This window comes from Streptomyces polygonati (assembly GCF_042650325.1).
Classification (GTDB): Bacteria; Actinomycetota; Actinomycetes; order Streptomycetales; family Streptomycetaceae; genus Actinacidiphila; species Actinacidiphila polygonati.
Genome location: NZ_JBHSBB010000013.1, coordinates 276,045 through 297,313, shown reverse-complemented (window position 1 = coordinate 297,313; position 21,269 = coordinate 276,045). Strand labels below are relative to the sequence as shown.

General features: G+C 72.5%; 20 protein-coding genes and 1 pseudogene. 8 read left to right on the top strand and 13 right to left on the bottom strand.

All coding sequences use genetic code 11. From position 1 onward, the window contains the following. Nucleotides 1-16: 16 nt before the first annotated feature. A complete protein-coding gene (locus ACFO3J_RS19525; protein ID WP_386430737.1) occupies nucleotides 17-1,351 on the bottom strand; it encodes an MFS transporter in 1,335 nt (444 codons plus the stop codon). Between the two features lie 70 nt (nucleotides 1,352-1,421). Here ACFO3J_RS19525 and ACFO3J_RS19520 point away from each other — a divergent pair, with 70 nt between their 5' ends. After that, nucleotides 1,422-2,444: a GlxA family transcriptional regulator gene (locus tag ACFO3J_RS19520; protein WP_386430736.1), complete on the top strand. Its 1,023-nt coding sequence runs from the start codon at nucleotides 1,422-1,424 to the stop codon at nucleotides 2,442-2,444. An 80-nt stretch (nucleotides 2,445-2,524) separates the two neighbouring features. Here the strand turns inward: ACFO3J_RS19520 and ACFO3J_RS19515 are convergent, their stop codons facing one another. From ACFO3J_RS19515 to ACFO3J_RS19505, 3 genes are all read right to left on the bottom strand, one after another. Next, nucleotides 2,525-2,935 (bottom strand): ATP-binding protein, encoded by a 411-nt coding sequence (locus ACFO3J_RS19515; RefSeq protein WP_386430735.1) that lies wholly within the window; start codon nucleotides 2,933-2,935, stop codon nucleotides 2,525-2,527. A 422-nt stretch (nucleotides 2,936-3,357) separates the two neighbouring features. Next, a complete protein-coding gene (locus tag ACFO3J_RS19510) occupies nucleotides 3,358-3,864 on the bottom strand; it encodes an O-acetyl-ADP-ribose deacetylase (protein ID WP_386430734.1) in 507 nt (168 codons plus the stop codon). A gap of 40 nt (nucleotides 3,865-3,904) precedes the next feature. Further along, nucleotides 3,905-4,267: an STAS domain-containing protein gene (locus tag ACFO3J_RS19505; protein WP_386431039.1), complete on the bottom strand. Its 363-nt coding sequence runs from the start codon at nucleotides 4,265-4,267 to the stop codon at nucleotides 3,905-3,907. Between the two features lie 290 nt (nucleotides 4,268-4,557). On the opposite strand from ACFO3J_RS19505, the gene ACFO3J_RS19500 reads away from it, so the two are divergent. Together ACFO3J_RS19500 and ACFO3J_RS19495 are read left to right on the top strand one after the other, a co-directional pair. Next, entirely contained in the window at nucleotides 4,558-5,133 is a 576-nt protein-coding gene (locus tag ACFO3J_RS19500) for a sigma-70 family RNA polymerase sigma factor (protein ID WP_386430733.1), read from the top strand. Further along, nucleotides 5,130-6,461 (top strand): annotated as a pseudogene (locus tag ACFO3J_RS19495) (maleylpyruvate isomerase N-terminal domain-containing protein). The gene ACFO3J_RS19500 and the pseudogene ACFO3J_RS19495 overlap by 4 nt, the downstream one beginning before the upstream one ends. Nucleotides 6,462-6,476: 15 nt before the next feature. On the opposite strand, the gene purU reads toward ACFO3J_RS19495, so the two are convergent. Then, complete coding sequence (gene purU, locus ACFO3J_RS19490; protein ID WP_386430732.1) at nucleotides 6,477-7,361, bottom strand: formyltetrahydrofolate deformylase; 885 nt, start codon at nucleotides 7,359-7,361, stop codon at nucleotides 6,477-6,479. A gap of 84 nt (nucleotides 7,362-7,445) precedes the next feature. Then, a complete protein-coding gene (locus tag ACFO3J_RS19485) occupies nucleotides 7,446-7,895 on the bottom strand; it encodes an SCO4402 family protein (protein WP_386430731.1) in 450 nt (149 codons plus the stop codon). 160 nt (nucleotides 7,896-8,055) lie between these two features. Between ACFO3J_RS19485 and ACFO3J_RS19480 the strand changes: the two genes are divergently transcribed. Continuing rightward, nucleotides 8,056-9,312 (top strand): ABC transporter substrate-binding protein, encoded by a 1,257-nt coding sequence (locus ACFO3J_RS19480; RefSeq protein ID WP_386430730.1) that lies wholly within the window; start codon nucleotides 8,056-8,058, stop codon nucleotides 9,310-9,312. Nucleotides 9,313-9,352: 40 nt separating this feature from the next. Here the strand turns inward: ACFO3J_RS19480 and ACFO3J_RS19475 are convergent, their stop codons facing one another. Then, on the bottom strand, nucleotides 9,353-11,059 hold the full coding sequence (locus ACFO3J_RS19475; protein ID WP_386430729.1) for a hypothetical protein: 1,707 nt from the start codon (nucleotides 11,057-11,059) through the stop codon (nucleotides 9,353-9,355). Between the two features lie 285 nt (nucleotides 11,060-11,344). Beyond that, entirely contained in the window at nucleotides 11,345-12,724 is a 1,380-nt protein-coding gene (locus ACFO3J_RS19470) for a transcriptional regulator (RefSeq protein ID WP_386430728.1), read from the bottom strand. Nucleotides 12,725-12,932: 208 nt separating this feature from the next. Between ACFO3J_RS19470 and ACFO3J_RS19465 the strand changes: the two genes are divergently transcribed. The 3 genes from ACFO3J_RS19465 (at nucleotide 12,933) to ACFO3J_RS19455 (ending at nucleotide 16,516) form a co-directional block, all read left to right on the top strand. Beyond that, a complete protein-coding gene (locus ACFO3J_RS19465; protein WP_386430727.1) occupies nucleotides 12,933-13,613 on the top strand; it encodes a bifunctional DNA primase/polymerase in 681 nt (226 codons plus the stop codon). A gap of 327 nt (nucleotides 13,614-13,940) precedes the next feature. Beyond that, nucleotides 13,941-14,831, top strand: coding sequence for an ABC transporter ATP-binding protein (locus tag ACFO3J_RS19460; RefSeq protein WP_386430726.1), 891 nt, complete (start codon nucleotides 13,941-13,943; stop codon nucleotides 14,829-14,831). After that, nucleotides 14,828-16,516: a transporter gene (locus ACFO3J_RS19455; protein WP_386430725.1), complete on the top strand. Its 1,689-nt coding sequence runs from the start codon at nucleotides 14,828-14,830 to the stop codon at nucleotides 16,514-16,516. The genes ACFO3J_RS19460 and ACFO3J_RS19455 overlap by 4 nt, the downstream gene beginning before the upstream one ends. A gap of 55 nt (nucleotides 16,517-16,571) precedes the next feature. Here ACFO3J_RS19455 and ACFO3J_RS19450 read toward each other — a convergent pair whose 3' ends face one another. Then, complete coding sequence (locus ACFO3J_RS19450) at nucleotides 16,572-17,834, bottom strand: MFS transporter (RefSeq protein ID WP_386430724.1); 1,263 nt, start codon at nucleotides 17,832-17,834, stop codon at nucleotides 16,572-16,574. Nucleotides 17,835-17,984: 150 nt separating this feature from the next. Here ACFO3J_RS19450 and ACFO3J_RS19445 point away from each other — a divergent pair, with 150 nt between their 5' ends. Further along, nucleotides 17,985-18,581, top strand: a complete 597-nt coding sequence (locus ACFO3J_RS19445) for a CGNR zinc finger domain-containing protein (protein WP_386430723.1) — start codon at nucleotides 17,985-17,987, stop codon at nucleotides 18,579-18,581. A 3-nt stretch (nucleotides 18,582-18,584) separates the two neighbouring features. Here the strand turns inward: ACFO3J_RS19445 and ACFO3J_RS19440 are convergent, their stop codons facing one another. From ACFO3J_RS19440 to ACFO3J_RS19425, 4 genes are all read right to left on the bottom strand, one after another. Further along, a complete protein-coding gene (locus ACFO3J_RS19440) occupies nucleotides 18,585-19,217 on the bottom strand; it encodes a hypothetical protein (RefSeq protein ID WP_386430722.1) in 633 nt (210 codons plus the stop codon). Continuing rightward, nucleotides 19,214-19,609 (bottom strand): hypothetical protein, encoded by a 396-nt coding sequence (locus ACFO3J_RS19435; protein ID WP_386430721.1) that lies wholly within the window; start codon nucleotides 19,607-19,609, stop codon nucleotides 19,214-19,216. Before ACFO3J_RS19435 ends, ACFO3J_RS19440 begins: the two co-directional genes overlap by 4 nt. 43 nt (nucleotides 19,610-19,652) lie before the next feature. Next, nucleotides 19,653-20,843 carry a hypothetical protein gene (locus tag ACFO3J_RS19430; RefSeq protein WP_386430720.1) on the bottom strand — a complete coding sequence of 397 codons (1,191 nt, stop codon included), beginning with the start codon at nucleotides 20,841-20,843 and terminating at the stop codon, nucleotides 19,653-19,655. A gap of 122 nt (nucleotides 20,844-20,965) precedes the next feature. Further along, entirely contained in the window at nucleotides 20,966-21,241 is a 276-nt protein-coding gene (locus ACFO3J_RS19425) for a WXG100 family type VII secretion target (RefSeq protein WP_386430719.1), read from the bottom strand. Nucleotides 21,242-21,269: the final 28 nt, after the last annotated feature.

Genomic DNA, 21,269 nt, shown 5'->3' with positions numbered 1-21,269 from the left:
CGGGGCCGCGCCGTGTTCACCCGACAGCGACCACCGCCGGAACGCCGACCGGCCGGCGGCGGATCACCAGGGACATCAGCGCGGCGATCGCGCACAACGCACCGGAGGAATACCAGACGAGGTCGTACGAACCGAAGGCGTCCCGCGCCACACCACCGAGATAGGCGACCAGGGCGGCGCCGATCTGATGGGACGCCAGCACCCAGCCGAAGACGATCGCGCTGTTCTCGCCGTAGTGCTCACGGCACAGGGCGATGGTCGGCGGCACGGTGGCCACCCAGTCCAGACCGTAGAAGACGATGAACAGCACCATCGGCGGATGGATGCTGTCGGCGAGCAGCATGGGGAGGAACATGAGGGAGAGTCCGCGCAGCCCGTAGTAGATCGCGAGCAGCCGCCGCGGTGAGACGCGGTCGGTGAACCAGCCGGAGGCGACGGTGCCCGCGATGTCGAACACACCGATCACGGCGAGCAGCGAGGCCGCGGTGGTGACCGGCAGTCCGTGGTCGTGGGCGGCGGGTACGAAGTGGGTCTTCACCAGGCCGTTGGTGGACGCCCCGCAGATGGCGAAGGTACCGGCCAGCAGCCAGAAGGTGCTGGTGCGCGCCGCGTCCCGCAGTGCCCGCAGCGTGCGTCCGGCGGCGCCGGCGACCGGTGGCGGCTTGGGCACGAACTCGGTGGCTCCGTAGGGCGCCAGGCCCACGTCGGCCGGGTGGTCGCGCAGCAGGAACCAGACGAACGGCACGACCGCGAGCGCCGCGATCGCCACCGTCACGGCGGCGGGCCGCCAGCCGTGGTGCTCGGTGATCCAGGACAGCAGCGGCAGGAAGACCAACTGCCCGGCGGCGCCGCCGGCCGTGAGGATGCCGGTGACCAGACCGCGCCGGGCGACGAACCAGCGGTTGGTGACGGTGGCGGCGAAGGCCAGCGCCATCGAGCCGCTGCCGAGTCCGACCAGGACGCCCCAGCACAGAACGAGTTGCCAGCTCTGGGTCATGTGGGTGGTCAGCCCGGAGCCCAGCGCGATGGCGAGCAGCGCGCAGGCCACCACGCGCCGCATGCCGAAACGGTCCATCAGGGCGGCGGCGAAGGGCGCGGTCAGCCCGTAGAGCGCCAGGTTGATCGACACCGCGAAGCCGATCATGGCCCGGGACCAGCCGAACTCGGTGTGCAGCGGGTCGATCAGCAGGCCGGGCAGCGAGGCGAAGGCGGCGGCGCCGATGACCGTCACAAAGGTGACCACGGCCACCGCCCAGGCCCGGTGCGGGCGCGGGTACGGACGCCGAGGACGGCGGGAGGAGGCGGGTATGCCGCCGGTGCTGGGCGCGGGAGGTTGAGATGTCTGCGTCACGTGATGAGTGTCCGAGCCCCGGTCGTCGCGGACGAGTGGCCCGAAGGCCACGGTGTGCAAGAATCGGGCCATGACCCAGGACGCCCTCCGGCCACCCGGCACGGTCTTCCGCCACCCCGGCCGGCATCGGGTCGCGGTCTTCGCGCTGGACGGGGTGATCCCCTTCGAACTGGGCATCCCGCTGCGGATCTTCGGCGCCGCCGAGAGCCCGGAGACCGGCGACGAGCTGTACGAGGTGGTGACGTGCGGCCTGCGGCCGGGCGCGGTGCGGACGGACGCGGACTTCTCGATCGTCGTCCCCCACGGCCTGGAAGCGCTCGCCGAGGCCGACACGGTCGTGGTGCCCGCCTCGCACGAACTCGGACCCGTCTTCAGCCAGGGCCTGTTGCCGGCGTCCCTGGCCGCCGCCTTCGCCGCGGTCCGGTCCGGGGCGCGGATGGTGTCGATCTGCACCGGCTCCTTCGTGCTGGCCGCCGCCGGGCTGCTCGACGGCCGCCCCGCCACCACGCACTGGACCAGCGCGGCACACTTCCAGCGGCTCTTTCCCCGGGTGCGGGTCGATCCGGACGTGCTGTACGTGGACGACGGCGACGTACTGACCTCGGCGGGTGTGGCGGCCGGGATCGATCTGTGTCTGCACATCGTGCGACGCGACTTCGGGTCCGCGGTGGCCAACGACGTGGCCCGCCGGACGGTCGTACCACCGCATCGCCAGGGCGGGCAGGCGCAGTACGTGCGCCGTCCGCTGCCCGAGCCTCGGCTGGCCGGCACCGAGCGCGCCCGCGCCTGGGCGCTGGACCGGCTCGACCAGCCGCTGACCCTGCGGCAGTTGGCCGAGCGGGAGTCGATGAGTGTCAGGACCTTCACCCGGCGCTTCCGCGAGGAGGTCGGGCTCAGCCCGGGGCAGTGGCTGACGCAGCAACGGATCGAGCACGCCCGCCAGTTGCTGGAGTCCACCGATCTCGGGGTGGACCGGATCGCCCGCCAGGCCGGTTTCGGCACCGGAGCGTCGATGCGGCAGCATCTCCAGGTGGCGCTGGGCGTGTCCCCGACGGAATACCGCCGGACCTTTCACACCTCGGCCCGCGCGTAGGGCGGACCGCCCCCGACGCGAGCCCCGGCCCGACCCCGGACCGGGCCTCCGGCCGGGTCAGGTCAGGTCAGGTCAGGTGATCAGCTCAGACCGGCGGCGGCGCGGTCGACCTCGCACCAGATCTGCTTGCCCGCGCCCTCCGGGTGCCAGCCCCAGCGGTCGGCGAGGCCGTCGACCAGTTCCAGGCCGCGGCCGCCGGTCTCGTCACGCAGGGCGTGGCGCGGGGCGGGAGGGAGCCCGCTGGTGTCCGCGACCTCCACCCGTACCGGCGCCGCGGGAGTCATCGGGAACAGCATGCGCAGCACGGCCGGACAGCCGGTGTGCACGACCGCGTTGGTGACCAGCTCGGAGATGAGCAGGATCAGCGTCTCGGCCAGCGGCTCGTCGGCTCTTATGCCCGAGCCCACCAGCCGCGACCGCGCCCACCGACGAGCCCGCCCGACTTCCGCGGGATCGACACCGACCTCGAGCTGCACCTGAAGCACCTGCACTGTTCACACCATCCGAACCGGCGGACACGACGCCTCACGCCCACCCAGAGTCACCGAACGTGACTTTGGCTGCACACAGCATGATCGACCCACAGTCACCCCGGCAAGCGCTTCGCGCACACTCCGGCGCAAGGGGGCGGGCGTGCCGCGCACGGTGCGGCGCGTCCCCTGAGGAGTCGTGCGCCCAGCGCTGACGCCCGCCCGGCCCGGCCGGACGGCGTCGTGAGAATCCCCTGAAAGCGCACGCACCCGATGGAGCGTACCCGAGGTACGCCCCGACTCCACCGCGTAACAAGTCACACCTCGGACACAACACCGTGCGGACGCTCCGTAACCGAGTATCCGCAGTTGGGAACGCGCGTACGGAACACTCCTACGGGCACACGCGCCGCGCCCCCGCCCGCCGGCGCCCGTCTCCCCGGCTACTGATGAGCGGCGAACGCCGTGAAGGCCGCGTCGTCGAAGAGGACGAACCGCACCTCGGCCACCGAGGTGGGCGTCCCCCGCACGGTCGTGACGGCGATCCGGGCACCGTCGTCCATCGGCCAGCCGTAGATCCCGGTGGAGACGGCGGGAAAGGCGACGGTGGCGGCGCCCAGTTCGTCGGCGACGCGCAGGGATTCGCGGTAGCAGGAGGCGAGGAGTTCGGAACGGTCCTCGTGTCCGTGCCAGACCGGGCCCACCGTGTGGATCACCCAGCGGGCCGGCAGGCGGCCCGCGGTGGTGGCGACCGCCCCGCCGGTGGGCAGCCCGGAGCCGTAGTGCCCGGCGCGCAGTTCCCGGCAGGCGGCGAGGATCTCGGGGCCGCCCTTGCGGTGGATGGCGCCGTCGACTCCCCCGCCGCCGAGGAGGGAGGAGTTCGCGGCGTTGACGACGGCGTCCACATGCTGCTCGGTGATGTCGCCGCGGACAAAGGTCAGATCAGGCATACGGCCATAGTGCTGCACCGCGCCGACGCGAGCGACCGGATCAGGCGGACAGCGGGCGGGCGGTGTCGTCGGTGGCCGCGGCCAGGTCGGGGAAGACCTCGAACAGCCGGCGCACGCCGAGAGCGGCCAGCACGCGGTTGACGTGCGCTCCGTCGCCGTGGTCGCTCTCGGGGAGCACGATACGGAGCCTCCCGGCACAGGAGCGCATCAGCCGACGCGCGCCGATCAGCACGCCCACCCCGCTGGAGTCGCAGAAACGGACCTCGGCGAGATCGAGCACGAGGCTGCGGCGTCCGTCGGCGACCGCCTCGTGCACCTTCTGCCGGACCGCCGGTGACGAGATCAGGTCCATCTCGCCCGCGACCGTCACCACCGCCCAGCCGCCCCGCTCGGCCTGGGTCACCAGCACGGTTTCCCCCCTCGCCTCGCCGTCGACCGCCACACGTTCATCACGAGGACCCTATGCCCGTTCTCAGTCGTAACTCTGCATTCTTCCGGTCACACCCGGATAACAGAGCGCCAAAAACGGTCGGATGCGGTGCCATGTTGCTGCAAAGCACCGTGCGCGGTCGCGCACGCCCGGTACGGTCGATAGTGAGCGCAGTCGGACGGGCCGAACACACACCGCGATCAGCGGTGTTCGATGGTGTTTCGGCGGTGTTCGGCGGTGGGACGAGCCAAGGGGGCCGGCAGATGGCGACACCCGCACCACCGCGCTGGGACCGCAAGATGCAGCAGCGGCTGGCGCGGGGTGAGGAAGCCGCGCTCGGCGAGCTGTACGACCGGTATGCCTCCCTCGTGCACGCCCTGGCCCACCGGGTGATGGCCGACGACGACGCGGCGGACCAGATCACCCGCGAGGTGTTCGGCTACATCTGGGAGAATCCGGACGCCTACCAGCCGAAGCACGGCTCCCTGCGCTCGTGGATCGCGAAGCTGACCCAGCGCCACGCGGTGCACCGGCTGCGGCAGTCGGAGCACGGCGGCCGCTCCACGCCGGCCGAGGTGGAGGCGCGGGTCCAGGAGGCGAACACCGCGGCGCGGGCCGACTTCATCGTGACGTCGATGCCCACCCCGCTGCGCGACGCGCTGGAACTCGCCTATCGCGAGCGCCTCGACTACCACGCCGCCGCGGCCGATCTCGGGGTGAGCGACGACGAGGCGCGCCGGCGGCTGCGCCTCGGACTCCAGTTGCTGTCCACCGCGATGGAGCCGGGCGAGCAGCACGAGGAATCCTTCGATCCGCCGCGTCAGCGGGGCGGACGATGAGCGGCCCCGCCTCCCACGACGGCAGCGGCAGCGGTCAGGGTGAGGACGACGGCCGGCCCCACGTGCCCCGCCAGCGCGAGCAGGACGGCACTCCCGACGGGCCCGGCTACGGGCCCCGTTCGCCGCGACCGGTCCGCCCGCCCGGGCCGCCCCGCCCACCGCGCTACGACCACGGAACGTTGAAATCGCTGCTCGGCGCCTGGGCCCTGTCCGCGTGCACCCGTGACGAGGCCCTCGCCGTGGAGGTGCATCTGACGGACTGTGCCACCTGCGCCGAGGAAGCGCTGCGGCTGCGCGACGCGGTGGGCCTGCTGCACCAGGAGGAGCCGCTCGACCTCGATCCGCTGCTGCGGGTCCGGGTGCTGGAGGGCTGCCTGGGCCGCCGTCCGGCGCGGATCCCGGTGCCGGAGTGGGCCGGTCCCTACGACGCGGAGACCGCCCGGCTGGACGCGCTGCTGCGCGACCTCGGCGGCGGTTACTGAAAGGCGCCGGTCGAGCTGCGCTGGTTCGACGGCGCGCCCGTACGGCAGCAGCTCACCGTGGCCCAGGTCATCGCCCATCTGATCGCCGTCGACAGCCTGGCGGCCCGCACGCTCGGCCTGCCCATGCCCGGCAGCGGGGCGATACCGGGGTCGGCGTGCGCCGGCCCGGTGGCCGGCAGCCACCCGCGCCAGGCGCCCGGCACGGACCCGGAACTGCCGCTGGACCCCTGGGAGCGCACGGCCGCGCACTGGTCGGCCCACAAGCGGCTGCCCGGCTCCGCGCTGCACACCCTCTGGCGCGAGCAGAGCCACAGCCTGGTGCGCACCGTCTCCTTCGCCGGCCCCGGCGCCGCCGGACTGGAGGTGGACTACGGCGCGTTCGCGCTGCCGTTGCGGGACGCCTTCCTGGACCGGGCCTTCGAGTGCTGGATGCACGCCTGGGACATCGCCGAGGCGGTGGACTACCCGTATGTCCCGCCCGCGCCGCGCAATCTCCATCGCATGATCGACCTGGCCGCCCGGATGCTGCCCGCCGTACTGGCCGAGCGGCGCCGGGCCGGTCTTGCCCTGTCGGCGTCCAAGCTGGTGGCGGTCGGCGCCCCGGGCCGTTCGCTGCGGCTGGAGATCGAGGGCGACGGGGGCGGCGTCTGGTTCCTGCCGCTGGACTCGCCCGCCGCGCCGGCCTCGGAGGCCGGGACGGTCGCGCAGGTGGCCATGGACAGCGTGGAGTTCTGCCAGCTCGCGGCGGGGCATGTGGAGCCGGAGCGGGTCGCCCTCGGTCAGCTGGGCGACCGGGACATGATCAGGGATGTGATCTTCGCGGCCGCGTCGCTGTCGCGCCTGTGAGGTCCCGGCCCCTCCTCAGGCGAAGACCACCGTCCGCCGCCCGTTGAGCAGCACCCGGTGCTCGCTGTGCCACTTGACGGCCCGCGCCAGCGCCTGGCACTCGACATCGCGCCCGATGGCGACGAGCTGCTCGGGAGTGACCTCGTGCCCGACCCGCTCGACCTCCTGCTCGATGATCGGCCCCTCGTCGAGGTCGGCGGTCACATAGTGCGCGGTCGCGCCGATCAGCTTCACCCCCCGGTCGTGCGCCTGGTGGTAGGGCTTGGCGCCCTTGAAGCTCGGCAGGAAGGAGTGGTGGATGTTGATGATCCGGCCGGACAGCTTGCGGCACAGGTCGTCGGAGAGCACCTGCATGTAGCGGGCCAGGACGACCAGCCGCACGCCCTCCTTCTCCACGATGTCCAGCAGCTTCGCCTCCGCGTCCGCCTTGCCGTCGCGGGGGACGGGGATGTGGTGGAACGGCACGCCGTAGGAGCCGACGAGCTCCCGGAAGTCGGTGTGGTTGGAGACGACGGCGGCGATCTCCACCGGCAGCGCGCCGATGCTGGTGCGGAACAGCAGGTCGTTCAGGCAGTGGCCGAATTTGCTGACCATCAGGACGACCCGCATCCGCTCCTCGCTCGGGTGGATCCACCAGTCCATGTGGTAGGCGCCGCCGACCGCCGCGAAGCTCGCCCGCAGCCGGTCCGCGGTCACGGCCGGATCGGCGGAGAAGTGGACGCGCATGAAGAACAGGCCGGTGTCCTGGTCGCCGAACTGCTGGCTGTCCACGATGTTGCAGCCGGTCATGAAGAGATAGCTGGAGACCGCGTGCACGATGCCCTGCTTGTCGGGGCACGACAGGGTGAGGACGTACTGCGACGGCGGTTCGGCGAGCTGCGGCGGCTGCTGATCGTTCACACCGCCAGCCTCGCACACGCCTACGACACCCGGGGCACCTGTCCGCCACACGGAACGGACCGGGCCCGGGGGCCCGCCCCTACCTCACGGCGCCGTCCGGTTGTAGATCGCCAGCACCTCCAGCGACCGCGGCGGCGCGTCCGGGTCGTCCCCGTCGGCCGCGGCCATCCGTATGTGCGCCTCGCGCGCCGCCCGCACCGCCTCGGGCCAGGCATGGTGCTCCACGTACGCGGTGGCGGGCGCGTCCGCGCCCACCTGGTGCAGGATCTTCAGCACCCGCAGGACCGCGACGTCGACCAGCGCGGCCTCCTGCGGGTCGCGGAAGATCGTGCCGACGTACTTCTCCGCGGACCAGTTGTCGAGCCAGGTGTCCTCGACCAGGCGGTACACGGCGTCGGTGACGTCCCCGTATCCGTCGAGGCCCGCCTGCCAGACGTCGCGCTGGAACACCGGGTCGCTGATCATGTGCAACGCGGAACGCACATTGCTGCGCCAGCGCCACCACGGCATGTCGTTGAGTGGCATACCCCCCATCGTGGACGAGGGGCGGGCGCGACGGGAAGACTTCTCCGAACCTTGCACAGTCGCCAATCGTACGCATTCGAACAGCGGCACCTGTAATTCACCTGAAAGTGGTCATCCCGTTCCCTCCGAGGACCCTGACGTTGGCGCCGACGAGGAATCTTCCGGTTACATGACTGAACGGCGTGTGCGCAGGGCCGCAATGGCCGCCGTCGCGACTCTGGCCGCATCCGCGCTGCTCAGTGCCTGCGGTGTGCTGCCCGGGACGGCGGGGGGCTCGCGGGGACCCGTGGTCGTGATGACCTGGGCGCCGGTGGACACCAAGGGCACCAATATGCCCGGCATGCTCGCCATGGCGCAGGTGGTGGAGAAGTACGTCAACGCCCAGGGCGGGCTGGACGGCCGCAAGCTGAAGGTCCTCACCTGCAACGAGCAGGACGACTCGGTGGCCGTCACCAACTGCGCCCAGCAGGCCTCCGACGCGGGCGCCGTCGCGGTGGTCGGCTCGTACAGCGAGCAGGGCTCGGCCTTCACCAGCGCGCTGGAGACCGACGGCATCCCCTACATCGGCGGCTACGGCATCACCGAGGACGAGTTCCAGAGCCTGATGTCGTATCCGGTCAACGGCGGCCTGCCGGCGCTGCTGGCGGGCAGCGGGCGGCAACTGGCGGATCTGTGCAAGAAGGTGACGCTGGTCCGCCCGGACTCGATCACCGGCGACCAGTTCCCGCTCTTCCTCGACACCGGTCTGAAGGTCGGCGGCCTGTCCGCGGTCCGCGACATCCCCACCGCCGACGACTCCTCGGACTACACCGCCGTCGCCGCCCGGGCGGTCGGTGACAACAAGCACTCCTCCTGCGTCTCCGCGGTCCTCGGTGACCACACCAGCACCTTCTTCGACGCCCTGCGGCGCACCGGGAATTCGCAGCCGAAGGTCCAGATCTCCTCGGTGATCGGCAGTGTGCAGCAGTCGGTGATCGACTCCACCGGCGGCCCGGACAGCCCGCTGGAGCACTCCTACATCACCAGTTGGTACCCGCCCGCCTCCGACCCCAAGTGGGACGAGATGAAGGCGGCCATCAACAAGTACGCCTTCGGTGACAACCGGATCGACGTCGGCGACCCGGGCGTGCAGACCACCTGGATCGCGTACGACGTCTTCACCAAGGTCGTCCGGGCGATGGACCGCAAGACGGAGCTGAACGCCGCGAACGTGCAGCGGGCGATGGACCACACGTCGCAGCTGTCCACCGGGGGCCTCACCCCGGACCTGGGCTGGACCGCCGGGGACATGAAGTCCATTCCCCAGCACGCCCGGATGGTCAACACCGAGGTCAGCTACCAGCGGATCGCCAACGGCCGGCTGGTGGCCGTTCGGCCCGGCTTCGTCGACCTGACCGCGACGCTGCGCACCGAGCGGCCCTACTGACCGCGTCGGCCGGCGGGCCGACGGGGCGCCTTGCGCGCCCTTACAGCTGGCTGTACGTGCGCTGCGTCAGCCCGTACTTCTCCGCGATCGAGTTCCACAGCTTGACCGCGTGCTTCTTCTGTGTGGTCGCGGTGCTGCTCGCCCGGTCGCCGGCGTTGGTCTCCGAGGTGTTCTGGGCGTGGCCGCCCTTGCACACCTTGTGCTGGCTGTCCGCCTCGTCGGCCCACTTCGCGTAGTGGCCGTCGGCCGCGGCGGACGCCTGCCACGCCTGGGTCAGGGCGGCGGTCAGCTCGGCATGGTCCGGCAGCTTGTCGACCGCGAGGGTGCGCAGCTGGGTCACCAGGCCGGCGCGCTGGGTGGCGGCCTGGCGCAGGTCGGCGGCGGACTGGGACAGCGCCTTGCACTCCCTGACCGACGCCACCGCGCCGACCACGGCGCTGCGGCTGTTGCCGCTGGTCTTGAGCAGGGCGTCGAGCGCCTGGGCCTGCTGCTTGACGGCGTCGTCGTCCGCGCCGCCCGCGGCGGGCCCTGAGGCGCTGGTGGAGGAACTGGGGCCCGTCGAGGCCGTGTTCCCGGTGGCGGTGGGGCTGGAATCGCCGCCGCTGCCGCCGCCGAGCATGCCGCCGACGACGATGCCGCCGACGACCAGAACGGCCACCGCGATGCCGATCAGCACCTTGGGCGACATCCGGCGACCGCCGCCCTGGCCGCCGTCCCCCTCGTCGTAGCCGTAGGCGGGCTCGTACGGGCCTGCCTGCTGCCCGTACGGGGGCTGCTGGCCCGGACCGCCCGGGGCGCCCTGGCCGTACGGCTGCTGGCCGGGCTGGCCGGCCTGCTGCTGCCCGGGCGATCCGACGATGCGCTGGCGTATCGGGGGCGGGCTCGGCACGTCGGTACGGAAGAGGTGGTCGTAGTCGCTGTCGTGCTGCGGGCTGGGGGTCGGGCCGGACGAGGGGTCTTCGTAGCCGCCGCCGTACTCCTGCCCGCCGTACTCCGGGCTGCCGTACTCCTGGCCGCCGCCGTACTGGGGCTGGCCCGGCTGGCTCTGCTGACCCTGCTGGGGGTCCTGCTGGCCGTACTGCTGCTGCTCGTAGCCCCCGTCGTACGACTGCTGCTGGTCGTATGACGCCTGCTCGTAGCCCTGTTGGGGGGCCTGGCCGCCGTACTGCTGGTCGTCGAAGGACCGCTGCTCGTACGGCTGGTCGTCCTGGAACAGCGACAGCGGCATCGCCTGGGTGGCCTCGGCCGGCGCGACGGGCGGCTGGGCGTGCTGCGGCTGGTGGCCCGAGTGCTGCGCCTGGGCCGGTGTGTGCGGGGGTATGGGCGGCAGCGGCGGGACGGACCCGCCGCCGTGCCGTGCCACCGAGGGATCGTCGCCGGGGTACGGCGGCAGCATCTGGGTGGCGTCGGCTATCGGGACCTGGGCCGGAGATCCGGGGCCGCCGTGTCCGTTGCCATGCCCGTTGCCGTGTCCGGTGCCATGTCCGCCGTCCTGGCCGTCCGCGCCGGCCTGGGCCGAGCCGGGACCGCTACCGGGCGCGGGCATACCGGCCGGGTAGGGCGGCAGCATCTGGGTGGCGTCGGCCGGTTCGGGCAGGGAGCCGGCGCCGGGCCCCGGGCTGCCCCACGGGCTGCCACCGGCCGGCTGGATCTGCTCGCCGTACGTCAGGGGCTGATTCTGCCCCGGGGGGTGGCCGACGCCCCGGTACGCTTCGGGCGATTCCTCGCCGCGTCCGCTGCTGTGCATCGCCGCCCACTCCCGCCTCTACCCTGCCGTAAGCAACCGTCCGCCAACGCTACCGGGTTATCCGGAAGACGGACCACGCACCCGAACGAGTGAGCGCCGCGACACACTGCGCGGGCAGGTCCGCCCCCGCGGCGGGGACCGGCCCCGCCGGGCCTGCCCAGCGCTTTGACGCCCCTGCGGGGCACGCGGTGTCGGTCCGGTAACGATTCGGTGTGACGTCGGCTTTGTCGCTTTCCCTTCCTCCGGGCGGCCTTCGCGCTTCCTGCGGGCGGGCTCCCATTCGGCCTAGGCCGCCTCGCGTTCCTCCAGCCGGGCGTCGAACTCCCTTACCGCGGGCTCCGCTTCGTACGGCTCCAGCCGGCGGCGGAAGTCCTCCAGGTATTCGGCGCCGCGGTTGGAGCGCAGTCCGGACAGCAGGGTGACGGCCTCGGTGCCGGTGCGGCAGCCCTCTTCGACCTCGCCCTGCTGCACCTGGGCGTCGGCGAGCAGCAGCAAGTCGATGGCCCGGCGGCGCGAGCGCGTCTCGGGGTGCGCGGCGAGCGCCTCCTCGGCCTGGCGGGCGGCCGGCGCGGGCTGGCCCAGGTCGCGGTGGCAGTGGGCGAGTTCGTCCGCGAGATAGGCGTGGTCGAAGTGCGCTATCCAGGCCGGGTCCTCCTCCGGCCGCGAGCGCTCCATGGCCTCGGAGGCGAGTACGGCGACGGACGCGGAGGTGCGGGCGTCGCCGATCAGGGCGTGGCCGCGCGCCTCCGCGGCGTAGAACATCGCCTCGGCGGTGGCGGTGACCTGTCCGCGGGCGCCTTCCTGCGCGGCGCGGGCGAGTTGGGCTATTTCGCGGGGGTTGCCGAGGGAGGCGGCGAGGTGGCTCATGCTGGCGGCGAGGATGTACCCGCCGTAGCCGCGGTCGCCGGCCGCCTGGGCCAGCCGCAGGGCCTGGATGTAGTAGCGCTGGGCCAGGCCGGGCTGGCCGGTGTCCACCGCCATGTATCCGGCGAGCTCGGTCAACCGGGCCACCGCCGAGAACAGTTCGCGGCCCACCGACTCGCGGTAGCTGCCGCCGAGCAGCCCGGAGACCACGCTGTTGAGGTAGTGCACGACGACCGGGCGGACATGGCCGCTGCCGAAGCGGTGGTCGAGGTCGGTGAGCGCCTGGGTCGTCGCCTTGACCGCCTCGACGTCCGACCGGCCCACCCGCGCCCCGCCGTTGCGCGCCACGCCCTGGTCGGGGCGGGTGATCAGCCAGTCGCGGCTGGGCTCGACGAGCGCGGAGGCGGCGACGGTGGAGCCGGTGAGGAAGTCCCGGCGGCCCACGTCGCTGCGCCACAGCTCGCAGACCTGCTCGATCGCGCCGAGGACCGTCGGCGAGAAGTGCAGGCCGATGCCGGTCGCCAGATTCTTGCCGTTGGCCATGCCGATCTCGTCGATCGACACCGCGCGGCCGAGCTTGCGGCCCAGCGCCTCCGCGATGATCGCCGGAGCCCGGCCGCGCGGCTGCTGGCCGCGCAGCCAGCGGGCCACTGATGTCTTGTCGTAGCGCAGATCGAGGCCGTGCTCGGCCCCGCACATGTTGACCCTGCGGGCCAGGCCCGCGTTGGAGCAGGCCGCTTCCTGGATCAGGGCCTGCAGTCTTTCGTTCGGCTGCCGCGCCACTAACGGTCGTGCCGCCATCGATCCCCCCTTGTCGTCCCTCGGTTCGTCATTTCCCGCCAGTCGCCGGAAATACGCACGTAGTGGCGGTAATTCACCCGAGCCGGGCGGCTCCCGGGCCCAGTTGACTACCTGTGCCTACCCGAAACGGACGCCGACTGCCCGTACGCGCCCCCGGCCATGCATCGGTGCGCCCGTCATGAGCCACGGCCGCACCCCGTAACCGCCGATGAGTCAGGGAGTTGTGCAGCGCGTGGAAGACACCATCGGGGCCCCTCGGCAGCTCAGCGGCCAACTTCTCGACGCGGCGGTGCGATACGCCGAGGAAAGGCACTGGGACGTCCTCCCCGGTTCATGGCTGGACATCCCCGCGGGGGGCGCACCGCGCTGCTCGTGCTCCGCGCCCGACTGCCCGGCGGCCGGCGCCCACCCGACCCGGCCCGACTGGGCCGCCCAGGCGAGCGGCGACACCGCGGTGCTCCGCGAGATGTGGCGGCGGCAGCCGCTCTCCTCGGTCCTGCTGCCGACCGGCCGCGCCTTCGACGCGATCGACGTACCGGAAAGCGCGGGCTTCCTCGCCCTGGCCCGGCTGGACCGGATGCAATTACCACTCGGGCCTGTGATCTCCACACCAGCGCGCCGGCTGGCCTTCTTCGTGCTGCCCGGTGCCACGAGGAAGGTGCCCGAACTGCTGCGCGCGCTGGGCTGGCCGGCCGGCACCCTCGACATGGTGGTGCGCGGCGAGGGCGACTGGGTGGCCGCGCCGCCGACCCGGATGGGCACCGGGGGCTCGGTGCAGTGGGCCCGCCGGCCCACCGAATTCAACCGCTGGCTGCCGGACTCCCGCGAACTGATGAACCCGCTCGCGTACGCGTGCGGGCGGGATGTGGTCGCGGCCCGCGCACGGTGACGGGGCCGTGCTCCCCCGCCTGGGGCACCGCCGATGCGCCCCGGTATGTCCGTGGCCTTTCCGCCGCCTTTCCGAGGTGTTTCCGGCGCCGATCCACTGCCCGTCCACTGCCGCTCCGCCTCCGATCCGCCACCGTCCCGTCGCCGTCCCGTCGCCGTTCCGCCGCCTTCGAGCGGGGCGCCGCACTTCCGCCCGGGCCAAGGGCCGCCCGGGTCGATCGTCACTGTCAGTGGTCCCCTCTAGGGTTGCGGTACGGACGACATGTGCGCGCCGCTGCGACCGGTGGCGGGCACGGCCTGAGGGCGCAGTGGTGAGAGGTGCCGCGAGATGGGACAGCCGGAGGAGACTACGCAGGGTGAGGCCGTACGGCCGCAGCCGTACGGGGCGCTGCCCGTCTACGGCGGGACCGCGCCCGGCGGCGTTCCCGGCGTGGCGGGCGAGGGCGGCGGTCCGACGCCCGCGGTGCTGGTGCGCGGGCTGTGGAAGCGGTTCGGTGAGCACGCCGCCGTGGCCGGCATCGACCTGGCGCTGCCCGCGGGCCGCTTCATCGGCCTGGTCGGGCCGAACGGCGCGGGAAAGACCACGACCCTTTCCATGGTGACCGGCCTGCTGCGGCCCGACGAGGGGACCGTGCGGATCGTCGGCCACGACGTCTGGTCGGACCCGGTGGCGGTGAAGTCCCGGATCGGGGTGCTGCCGGAGGGGCTGCGGCTCTTCGAGCGGCTCTCGGGGCGCGAACTCCTCGGCTATACAGGCCGGTTGCGCGGTCTGCCCGGCGCGCAGGTCGACGAGCGGGCCGCCCAGCTGATGGACGTGCTGGACCTGTCCGACGCGCGGCACAAACTCGTCGTCGACTACTCCACCGGCATGCGCAAGAAGATCGGCCTGGCGGCGGCCCTGCTGCACAACCCCGAAGTCCTCTTCCTGGACGAGCCGTTCGAGGGTGTCGACCCGGTCTCCGCGCAGGTGATCCGCGGTGTGCTGGAGCGCTATACGGCCACGGGCGGCACCGTGGTGTTCTCCTCGCATGTGATGGAGCTGGTGGAGAGCCTGTGCGACTGGGTCGCGGTGATGGCCGCCGGACGGATCGTCGCCCGCGGCCCGCTCGCCGAGGTGCGCGGCGCCGCGAGCACCTTGCAGGACGCCTTCTTGTCGCTGGTCGGAGCCGATCGGCGCGGCGGCCAGGATCTGGACTGGCTCGGCGGGAGCACCCGATGACGGCCTCCGGCCCGCCGCCGTTCCCCGGCGCGGCCCCGGCTCCCCTCGCCCCCGCGGCCCCGGTCCCGGCCCGCGGCGGCTCGATCACCCCGGTGTTCGTACGGCTGAAGCTGGCCGTGATCCGCAACGGGCTGCGGCAGTCCCGGGGCCGCACGGCCGGCTGGGCGGTCGGGGTCGCCTTCGCGATGCTCTACGCCCTGGGCCTCGGCGCGGGCATGATCGCGCTGCGGGGCAGCCACTACGCACCGGCCGCCACCGTCACGCTCGCCGTGGTGCTGGGCCTGGGCTGGGCGGTGATGCCGCTGTTCTTCTTCGGCGGTGACGACACCCTCGACCCCACCCGGCTGTCGATGCTGCCGCTGCGGCCCCGCCCGCTGATGACCGCGCTGCTGACGTCCTCCCTGGTCGGCGTCGGCCCGCTGTTCACCCTGCTGGTGTCCACCGGGGCGATGATCGCGGTCGCCCACGGCGCGGCGGCGACAGCCGTGGCGGTGCCGGTCGTCGCCCTGCTGCTTCTGACCTGCGTGGCGCTGTCGCGGGCGGTGGCCGCTGCCAACACCCGCTTGCTGACCAGCCGCAGAGGCCGTGATCTGGCGCTGCTCAGCGGTCTGTTCGTGGCGGTCGGCGCGCAGCTGGTCAATCTCGGCGTCAGCTCACTGAGCTCCGACGGCGGTCTGCACCGGGTGACCTCGATCGCCTCGGTGCTGCGCTGGATACCGCCGGCGCCCGCTGTGGACGCGGTGCGCTCCACCGGCCGGGGTGCGTACGGCCTGGCGGCGGTGCAGCTGCTCTACGCGCTCGCGGCCCTCGCCGTGATCCTGCGGTGGTGGTATCGCAGCCTGGTGCGGCTGATGGTGTCGCCGGACGCCTCCACCCTCCAGGCGGCCGATGTCCCGACCGGCGGCGCGGCACGCTCGGGTTGGCCCGGGCGGGTGGCCGGCCTGTTTCCGGCGCGGCTGGTCGGGGGCCGGACGGGCACGGTGATGGAGCGCCAGTTCCACTACCTGTGGCGTGACCCCCGGTCGCGGGCGGCGCTGGCCACCGGTCTGGCGGTCGGGCTGCTGCTGCCGCTGGTCGCGGTGGTGCAGCACGGCACGGTCTACCAGTGCCTGTGGGCGGCCGGGCTGCTGGGCATGCAGATGTACAACCAGTTCGGCACGGACGGATCGGCGTTCTGGACCGTCGCCGCGACCATCTCCACCCGCCGGGACGCCGCGCTCGAACTGCGCGGCCGGGCGCTGACCCTGGTGGGGATAGCGGTGCCCTACGTCACCGTGGTCACGGTGGGCGCGGCTCTGCTCCTCGGCAGGCTCGACGCGCTGGCCGAGACGCTGGGCCTGTCCTTCGCCTTCCTGGGCGCGCTGACCGGCACCGGCACCTACGCCAGCGTCCGCTTCCCCTATGCGGTGCCGCAGCAGAACGCGTTCGGCAACGCCGCACCCGGGCAGGGCGGGCTGGTCGCGCTCAATGTGTTCGGCGGGACGCTGAGCGGCGCGGTGTTCTGCCTGCCGGTGCTGGCGCTGTCCGTGCTCCTGCACCACACCGGCCACCAAGGGCTGTCGTGGACGGTGCTGCCGGTCGGGGTGGTGTACGGAACCGCGGTGGGGGCGGCGGCCCTGCGGTTCACCGCGCCGCGGCTGCTGGACCGGCTGCCGGAGATACTCGCGGTCGTGGGGAAGGGCTGAGGGAGCCGCGCCGGGTGAGGGACCTGCGCACCGGGTCGCCGCCGTCACCGCTGGGTCAGCCGCCGACCCGCTCGTAGCCGGCCGCGGGGCGCCGGAGTTCGGTCGTCCAGCCGAGGAAGGCGATGACGGGCAGGGCGGCGCCGAGCACGGTCACGGCGGTCCAGCCGCCGGCGTGGAAGGCGTAGGACCCGGCCTGCGAGCCGATCGCGCCGCCGACGAAGAAGGTGGCCATGAAGGCGCTGTTGAGCCGGGCCCGCGCCTGGCCGTCGAGCTGGTAGACCACCTGCTGGCCCAGGACGAGGGTGGCCTGGGTGCCCATGTCCAGCACCACGGCCGCCGCGCCGAGCGCGATGACGTTGTGCCGCCCGAACCCGGCGACGACGAAGGCGACCGCCGCGGCGACGAACGAGACGGCGGTCATGGGACGTACCAGTCCGCGGTCCGCCCACCTCCCCGCGAGGGGCGCCACCAGCGCGCCCCCGGCCCCCGCCAGGGCGAACAGGCCGACCTGCCACTGGTGGTAGTCGAAGGGCGGCGCGGTCAGCACATAGGAGATGGTCGTCCAGAAGACGGAGAAGGCGCCGAACATCGCTGCCTGGTACAGCGCCCTGCGGCGCAGCGCCGGATGCACCTTGAGCAGCCGGGCGGTGGAGCGCAGCAGTTGGCCGTAGGACAGGCCGGCCGCGGCGCCAGCGGGGGCGCGGCGGGGCAGGCGGGAGCGCAGGACGAGCGTCAGTACGGTCATCAGACCGGCCGAGGTGAGGTAGACGACCCGCCAACTGGTCGCGCCCGCCAGCAGACTGCCGAACGTACGGGACAGCAGGATGCCGGTGAGCAGTCCGCTCATCACCTGCCCGACGACGCGACCGCGGGTCTCGTCCGGCGCGAGGTCGGCCGCGAAGGGCACCAGTATCTGGGCGACGACCAGGGTCGTCCCGCAGATCAGCGAGGCGATCAGCAGCACCGCGAAGTCCGGCGCCAGGCCGGCCAGCACAAGGGCGCCGATGGTGAGGGCGAGCAGCACGGTGGCGAGCCGGCGCTTCTCGATGACGTCGCCGAGCGGCACGAGCAGCAGCAGGCCCGCCGCGTAACCCAGTTGAGTGGCGGTGACGAGGCCGCCCGCGGTGACTTCCGAGATGCCGAAGGTGTGGCGCAGTTCGCTGAGCAGCGGCTGGGCGTAATAGAGGTTGGCGACGGTGACGCCGCAGGCCACCGCGAGCAGCACGATCAGGCTGCGGGGCGGCCCTTGGGACACCGGCCCGGGGGTCTCGCCGTCCGGGGTGCGCCCGGAGGACGCGAGGTCGGCGGGGTGGGACATCGGGGGCCTCACAGGGGGTCGCGGCGATGGTCGTGCGGGGCGGCGGGCGGCGGCACGAAGGAGGCACGAGGGCGGCGCCGGGCGAAGGATCAGGGACAAGGGTCGAATTGACGGTACCAGTTAAACCGGTGCCGCCAGTAGGCTGGTCCTATGCCCGACAGCGCCGCCGTCCGTGTCCTCGTGCCCGCCCGTTTCCGTCAGGGGTCGGGCCGGCTGTGCCTCGACTTCCTGCGCACCCTGCGGTTCAGGAACACCCCCGAAGTCACGGAGGAGTTGGCCGATCCGGAGGCGTTGACGGCCTGGGTGAGGCAGTGCGGTCCCTGCGGCGAGGGGCCGGTGGCAGCTCCGGCCCCCGGGCGGGTGGCGGAGGCACGCGCACTGCGCGAGGCGGTTCACGCGCTGATCCTCGCGGCCCTCGGTCCCGACGGGCCGGCCGCGATTCCCGCCGCCGCCCGCGCCCGGCTCAACTCCGCAGCTGCGGCCCCTCTTCCCACGCCCCGGCTCACCCCGTCCGGCGCACTCGGCTGGCATTCCGACGACCCGGTCACCGCCACGCTCGCCCTCATCGCCCGCGACGCGCTCGACCTCGCCACGTCCCCGGCCCTGCTCCCCCGCCTGCGCCCCTGCGCCTCCCCGATCTGCGGCGCCTTCTTCCTCGACCACTCCCGCCCGGGCGCCCGCCGCTGGTGCTCGATGGACACCTGCGGCAGCCGCGCGAAGAAGGCGGGCGTACGGGCCCGGGCCTGAAGCTCAGGGTGTGCGGGCCGGTTCGCTCCAGCGGAAGGTCGTCATCATCGCGTCGAACAGATCGGTCACGGCCCGGGTGAAGGCACTCGCCGGATCCCCGTCCCCCGCGGTCGAGAAACTCACCGCCAGCCAGCGGCTCCCCTCCCCCGGCACAGGCACCACGTAGTCCACATGCCGAGTCGCCGTATCCGCCTCCGCCTCCCCCTCCGGCGCCTCCCGTACGTACTCCCGGCGCACGCCCACCGTCTCCGCGACGCCCCGCACTTCCCCGGCCTCCCCGGCCAGCCGCCCCAACACCGCTTCCGCCCGTGCCTCCCCCTCCCCTCCCACCTCCCCTCCCACCTCCGCCACCAGAAACGACGCGGCCAGCACCCGGCCCCCGGGCCGCGCCCCCACCGGCACATACAGATCCAGGCCGCCCGCCTTCCGCGCATCCTCCACCAGCCGCTCCACCCACCGCCGCACGTACAGCCGGTACGCCATCCCCTTGTCCCGCGGCACCCCATCGGGAATCCGCTCGATCCCCCTGAACACCTTCACGTCCAGCACCCTCCGGGTCCCCTCCCGAAGCGGAACCCGGACCCACCCGGGCGGCAGCAGCAGGCTGTACGAGGTGGGCGGGGCACCGGGGGTCACCGCGGCACCTCTGCGCTGCGCGCGGCACGATGCATGCGCCAGCGGAAGAAGGTGGCGACGATGGGGGCGAGGAGGGGGATGGGCATGACGGCGAAAATCGCTGTGGTCGCAGCCGCGATGGTCGACAAGATTCCCCCAGACCAGATGTAGAACATGACGCCGGAATCCCAACCATTTCGACGTCGAAGAGCATTCATGCCCAGCCAGACGAGTACTTGACCAACGACCGACAGCAAGAGCATCTCGATGACGAACGCGGATCTGTTCGGTGTCAGGAGGCGGGCTGTCAGGCCGATGACGACGAACCCGAACATGGGAATGAAGGCTCCCCAGCGGATCAACTTGTCTCCGCGGGCGATCAGCGGATCATCCGTCAAGTCGCTCGGAAACACGTGACCTCCGACCCACGGTCGTGGCGGAGCTCAGAGGCACTGCTCACCATCTGCTGCCCACCTCCCTCACATATCGGTTCTTGAAGTGCCCATAGGGCCCATAAGAGGTCTTCCAGGGGAAGAGGTCGCTGGTCCCCGCGCCCTTGTCGACGCCATCCACAGCCGTGGCGACAATCCACGTCCCCTGAAAAACCCCCTTGTGCCCCTCCGCCCCCAAACTCGCCCTCTGCACCTCCGGGCTCTCCGGATACGCGGCCCGCAGCCGCTGCACGTCCTTGTGCAAGTTCGCCGTCTCCCGGTCTCCGCCCACCACCGCCGCCTCCCAGCGGGACGCCTCCGGCAGCGGGACGGCCGCCTCCGCCGCCGAGGCCGCGTGGCCGGCCCGTACCGACGCCGCGCGAGCGATATTGCGGAGGTGGCGGGCCCTGCCCCGCTCCGCCCGGGTGGAAGCGCGGCGGTTGACGACCGCTGACGTGCGGTCGCGGAGGGACCGGGTCTCGCGGGCCGAGGTCTCGGCGGCGCGTTCCTCCGCCGCCAGTTCCGCCGCGAGCTTGGTGGCGTCGCGGACACCGCGCAGGTTGGTGAGGGCGACCGTGCCGACCTTCATGGTGAGCAGGCCGAAGAGGTCCATGGCGACATCGGCCCAGGAGCCGTCGGCGGACGACGCGAGCAGGAGGTGACCCGCGAGGACGCCGAAGGTGAGCCAGACGGCGAGTCCGGCCACCCAGCCGGCCGGGGTCATGGTGATCGCGGCGATGGCGATACCGGTGGCGACCCAGCCCATCACGTCCACGACGAACGAGATGACGCTCTGGTACTCGTCAATGGCGTCCTTGCACCGATCCCACCAGCTGTCCTTGATCTCGTCGTCGATCTGGTCGCGGATCCGGTCCGCGAAGTGGGCGGCCCGCGCATCCCGTTGGGCGGTCACCCGGGCAAGGGCCCTGCGGTGGGCGGCGAGCGAGTCGACGTCCCCCGCGTTCCCTGCCTCTTCCGCACGGGCCGCATGAAGAATGCGCCCCGCCTCCGCCTGGAAGCCGTCCAACTCGCCTGCCCAGTGGGTCAGTCCGCCCTGGACGCGTTCGTAGCGCTCGGCGGTCTCCCGCAGCCGGACGTCCAGCTCCCGGGCGCCGTCGCGGAGGGCGTCGGCGTAACGGCCCTGGACGCCTCGGCCCTCGGCGATCGCCCGGAGGTCAGCGGCCTCGGCTCTGAGCAGGGCGGCGACCTGTCTCATGTGCGCGACCTCGTCCAGAATCGCGCCCGGGTCGCCTGGAACCGGATCGGTGTCGGCGAGGGGATGCCAATCGCGCGGCCGCAGACGCCCGGTCGCCGCTCCCGCTGCCGTACGTGCGCCGCTCAACTCGCCCGCGCCAGCCGCTGATCGGTCTGCCGGAAGGTCTCCCGGGCCGAACCGACCAGCTCGCCCACCGAGTCGATGCGGGTGAGCAGCTTCTTGCGGTACCGCGACCAGTTGTCCACGAACGCGTCCATCGCGTCCGCGACCGCGCCCGAGCCCCACACGTCGTGCAACTCGTCCCTGCGCGCCGAGATCGTGCGGAACTCGCCGTACAGCCTGCCCAGCAGCCGTTCCGCGTCGCTCAGTACCTCATCCGTGACCTGGAGGTCGCTCATGCGCGCACCTCCGGGCACCGCCGTGTTC

What these genes read in the sequence shown, in the direction of transcription:
- ACFO3J_RS19425 (WP_386430719.1), bottom strand. Translation starts at nt 21,241, where the DNA reads ATGAGCGACCTCCAGGTCACGGATGAGGTACTGAGCGACGCGGAACGG.
- ACFO3J_RS19450 (WP_386430724.1), bottom strand. Translation starts at nt 17,834, where the DNA reads ATGTCCCACCCCGCCGACCTCGCGTCCTCCGGGCGCACCCCGGACGGC.
- ACFO3J_RS19520 (WP_386430736.1), top strand. Translation starts at nt 1,422, where the DNA reads ATGACCCAGGACGCCCTCCGGCCACCCGGCACGGTCTTCCGCCACCCC.
- ACFO3J_RS19470 (WP_386430728.1), bottom strand. Translation starts at nt 12,724, where the DNA reads ATGGCGGCACGACCGTTAGTGGCGCGGCAGCCGAACGAAAGACTGCAG.
- ACFO3J_RS19460 (WP_386430726.1), top strand. Translation starts at nt 13,941, where the DNA reads ATGGGACAGCCGGAGGAGACTACGCAGGGTGAGGCCGTACGGCCGCAG.
- ACFO3J_RS19430 (WP_386430720.1), bottom strand. Translation starts at nt 20,843, where the DNA reads ATGAGACAGGTCGCCGCCCTGCTCAGAGCCGAGGCCGCTGACCTCCGG.
- ACFO3J_RS19445 (WP_386430723.1), top strand. Translation starts at nt 17,985, where the DNA reads ATGCCCGACAGCGCCGCCGTCCGTGTCCTCGTGCCCGCCCGTTTCCGT.
- ACFO3J_RS19455 (WP_386430725.1), top strand. Translation starts at nt 14,828, where the DNA reads ATGACGGCCTCCGGCCCGCCGCCGTTCCCCGGCGCGGCCCCGGCTCCC.
- ACFO3J_RS19510 (WP_386430734.1), bottom strand. Translation starts at nt 3,864, where the DNA reads ATGCCTGATCTGACCTTTGTCCGCGGCGACATCACCGAGCAGCATGTG.
- ACFO3J_RS19465 (WP_386430727.1), top strand. Translation starts at nt 12,933, where the DNA reads ATGAGTCAGGGAGTTGTGCAGCGCGTGGAAGACACCATCGGGGCCCCT.
- ACFO3J_RS19475 (WP_386430729.1), bottom strand. Translation starts at nt 11,059, where the DNA reads ATGCACAGCAGCGGACGCGGCGAGGAATCGCCCGAAGCGTACCGGGGC.
- ACFO3J_RS19480 (WP_386430730.1), top strand. Translation starts at nt 8,056, where the DNA reads ATGACTGAACGGCGTGTGCGCAGGGCCGCAATGGCCGCCGTCGCGACT.
- ACFO3J_RS19500 (WP_386430733.1), top strand. Translation starts at nt 4,558, where the DNA reads ATGGCGACACCCGCACCACCGCGCTGGGACCGCAAGATGCAGCAGCGG.
- ACFO3J_RS19485 (WP_386430731.1), bottom strand. Translation starts at nt 7,895, where the DNA reads ATGGGGGGTATGCCACTCAACGACATGCCGTGGTGGCGCTGGCGCAGC.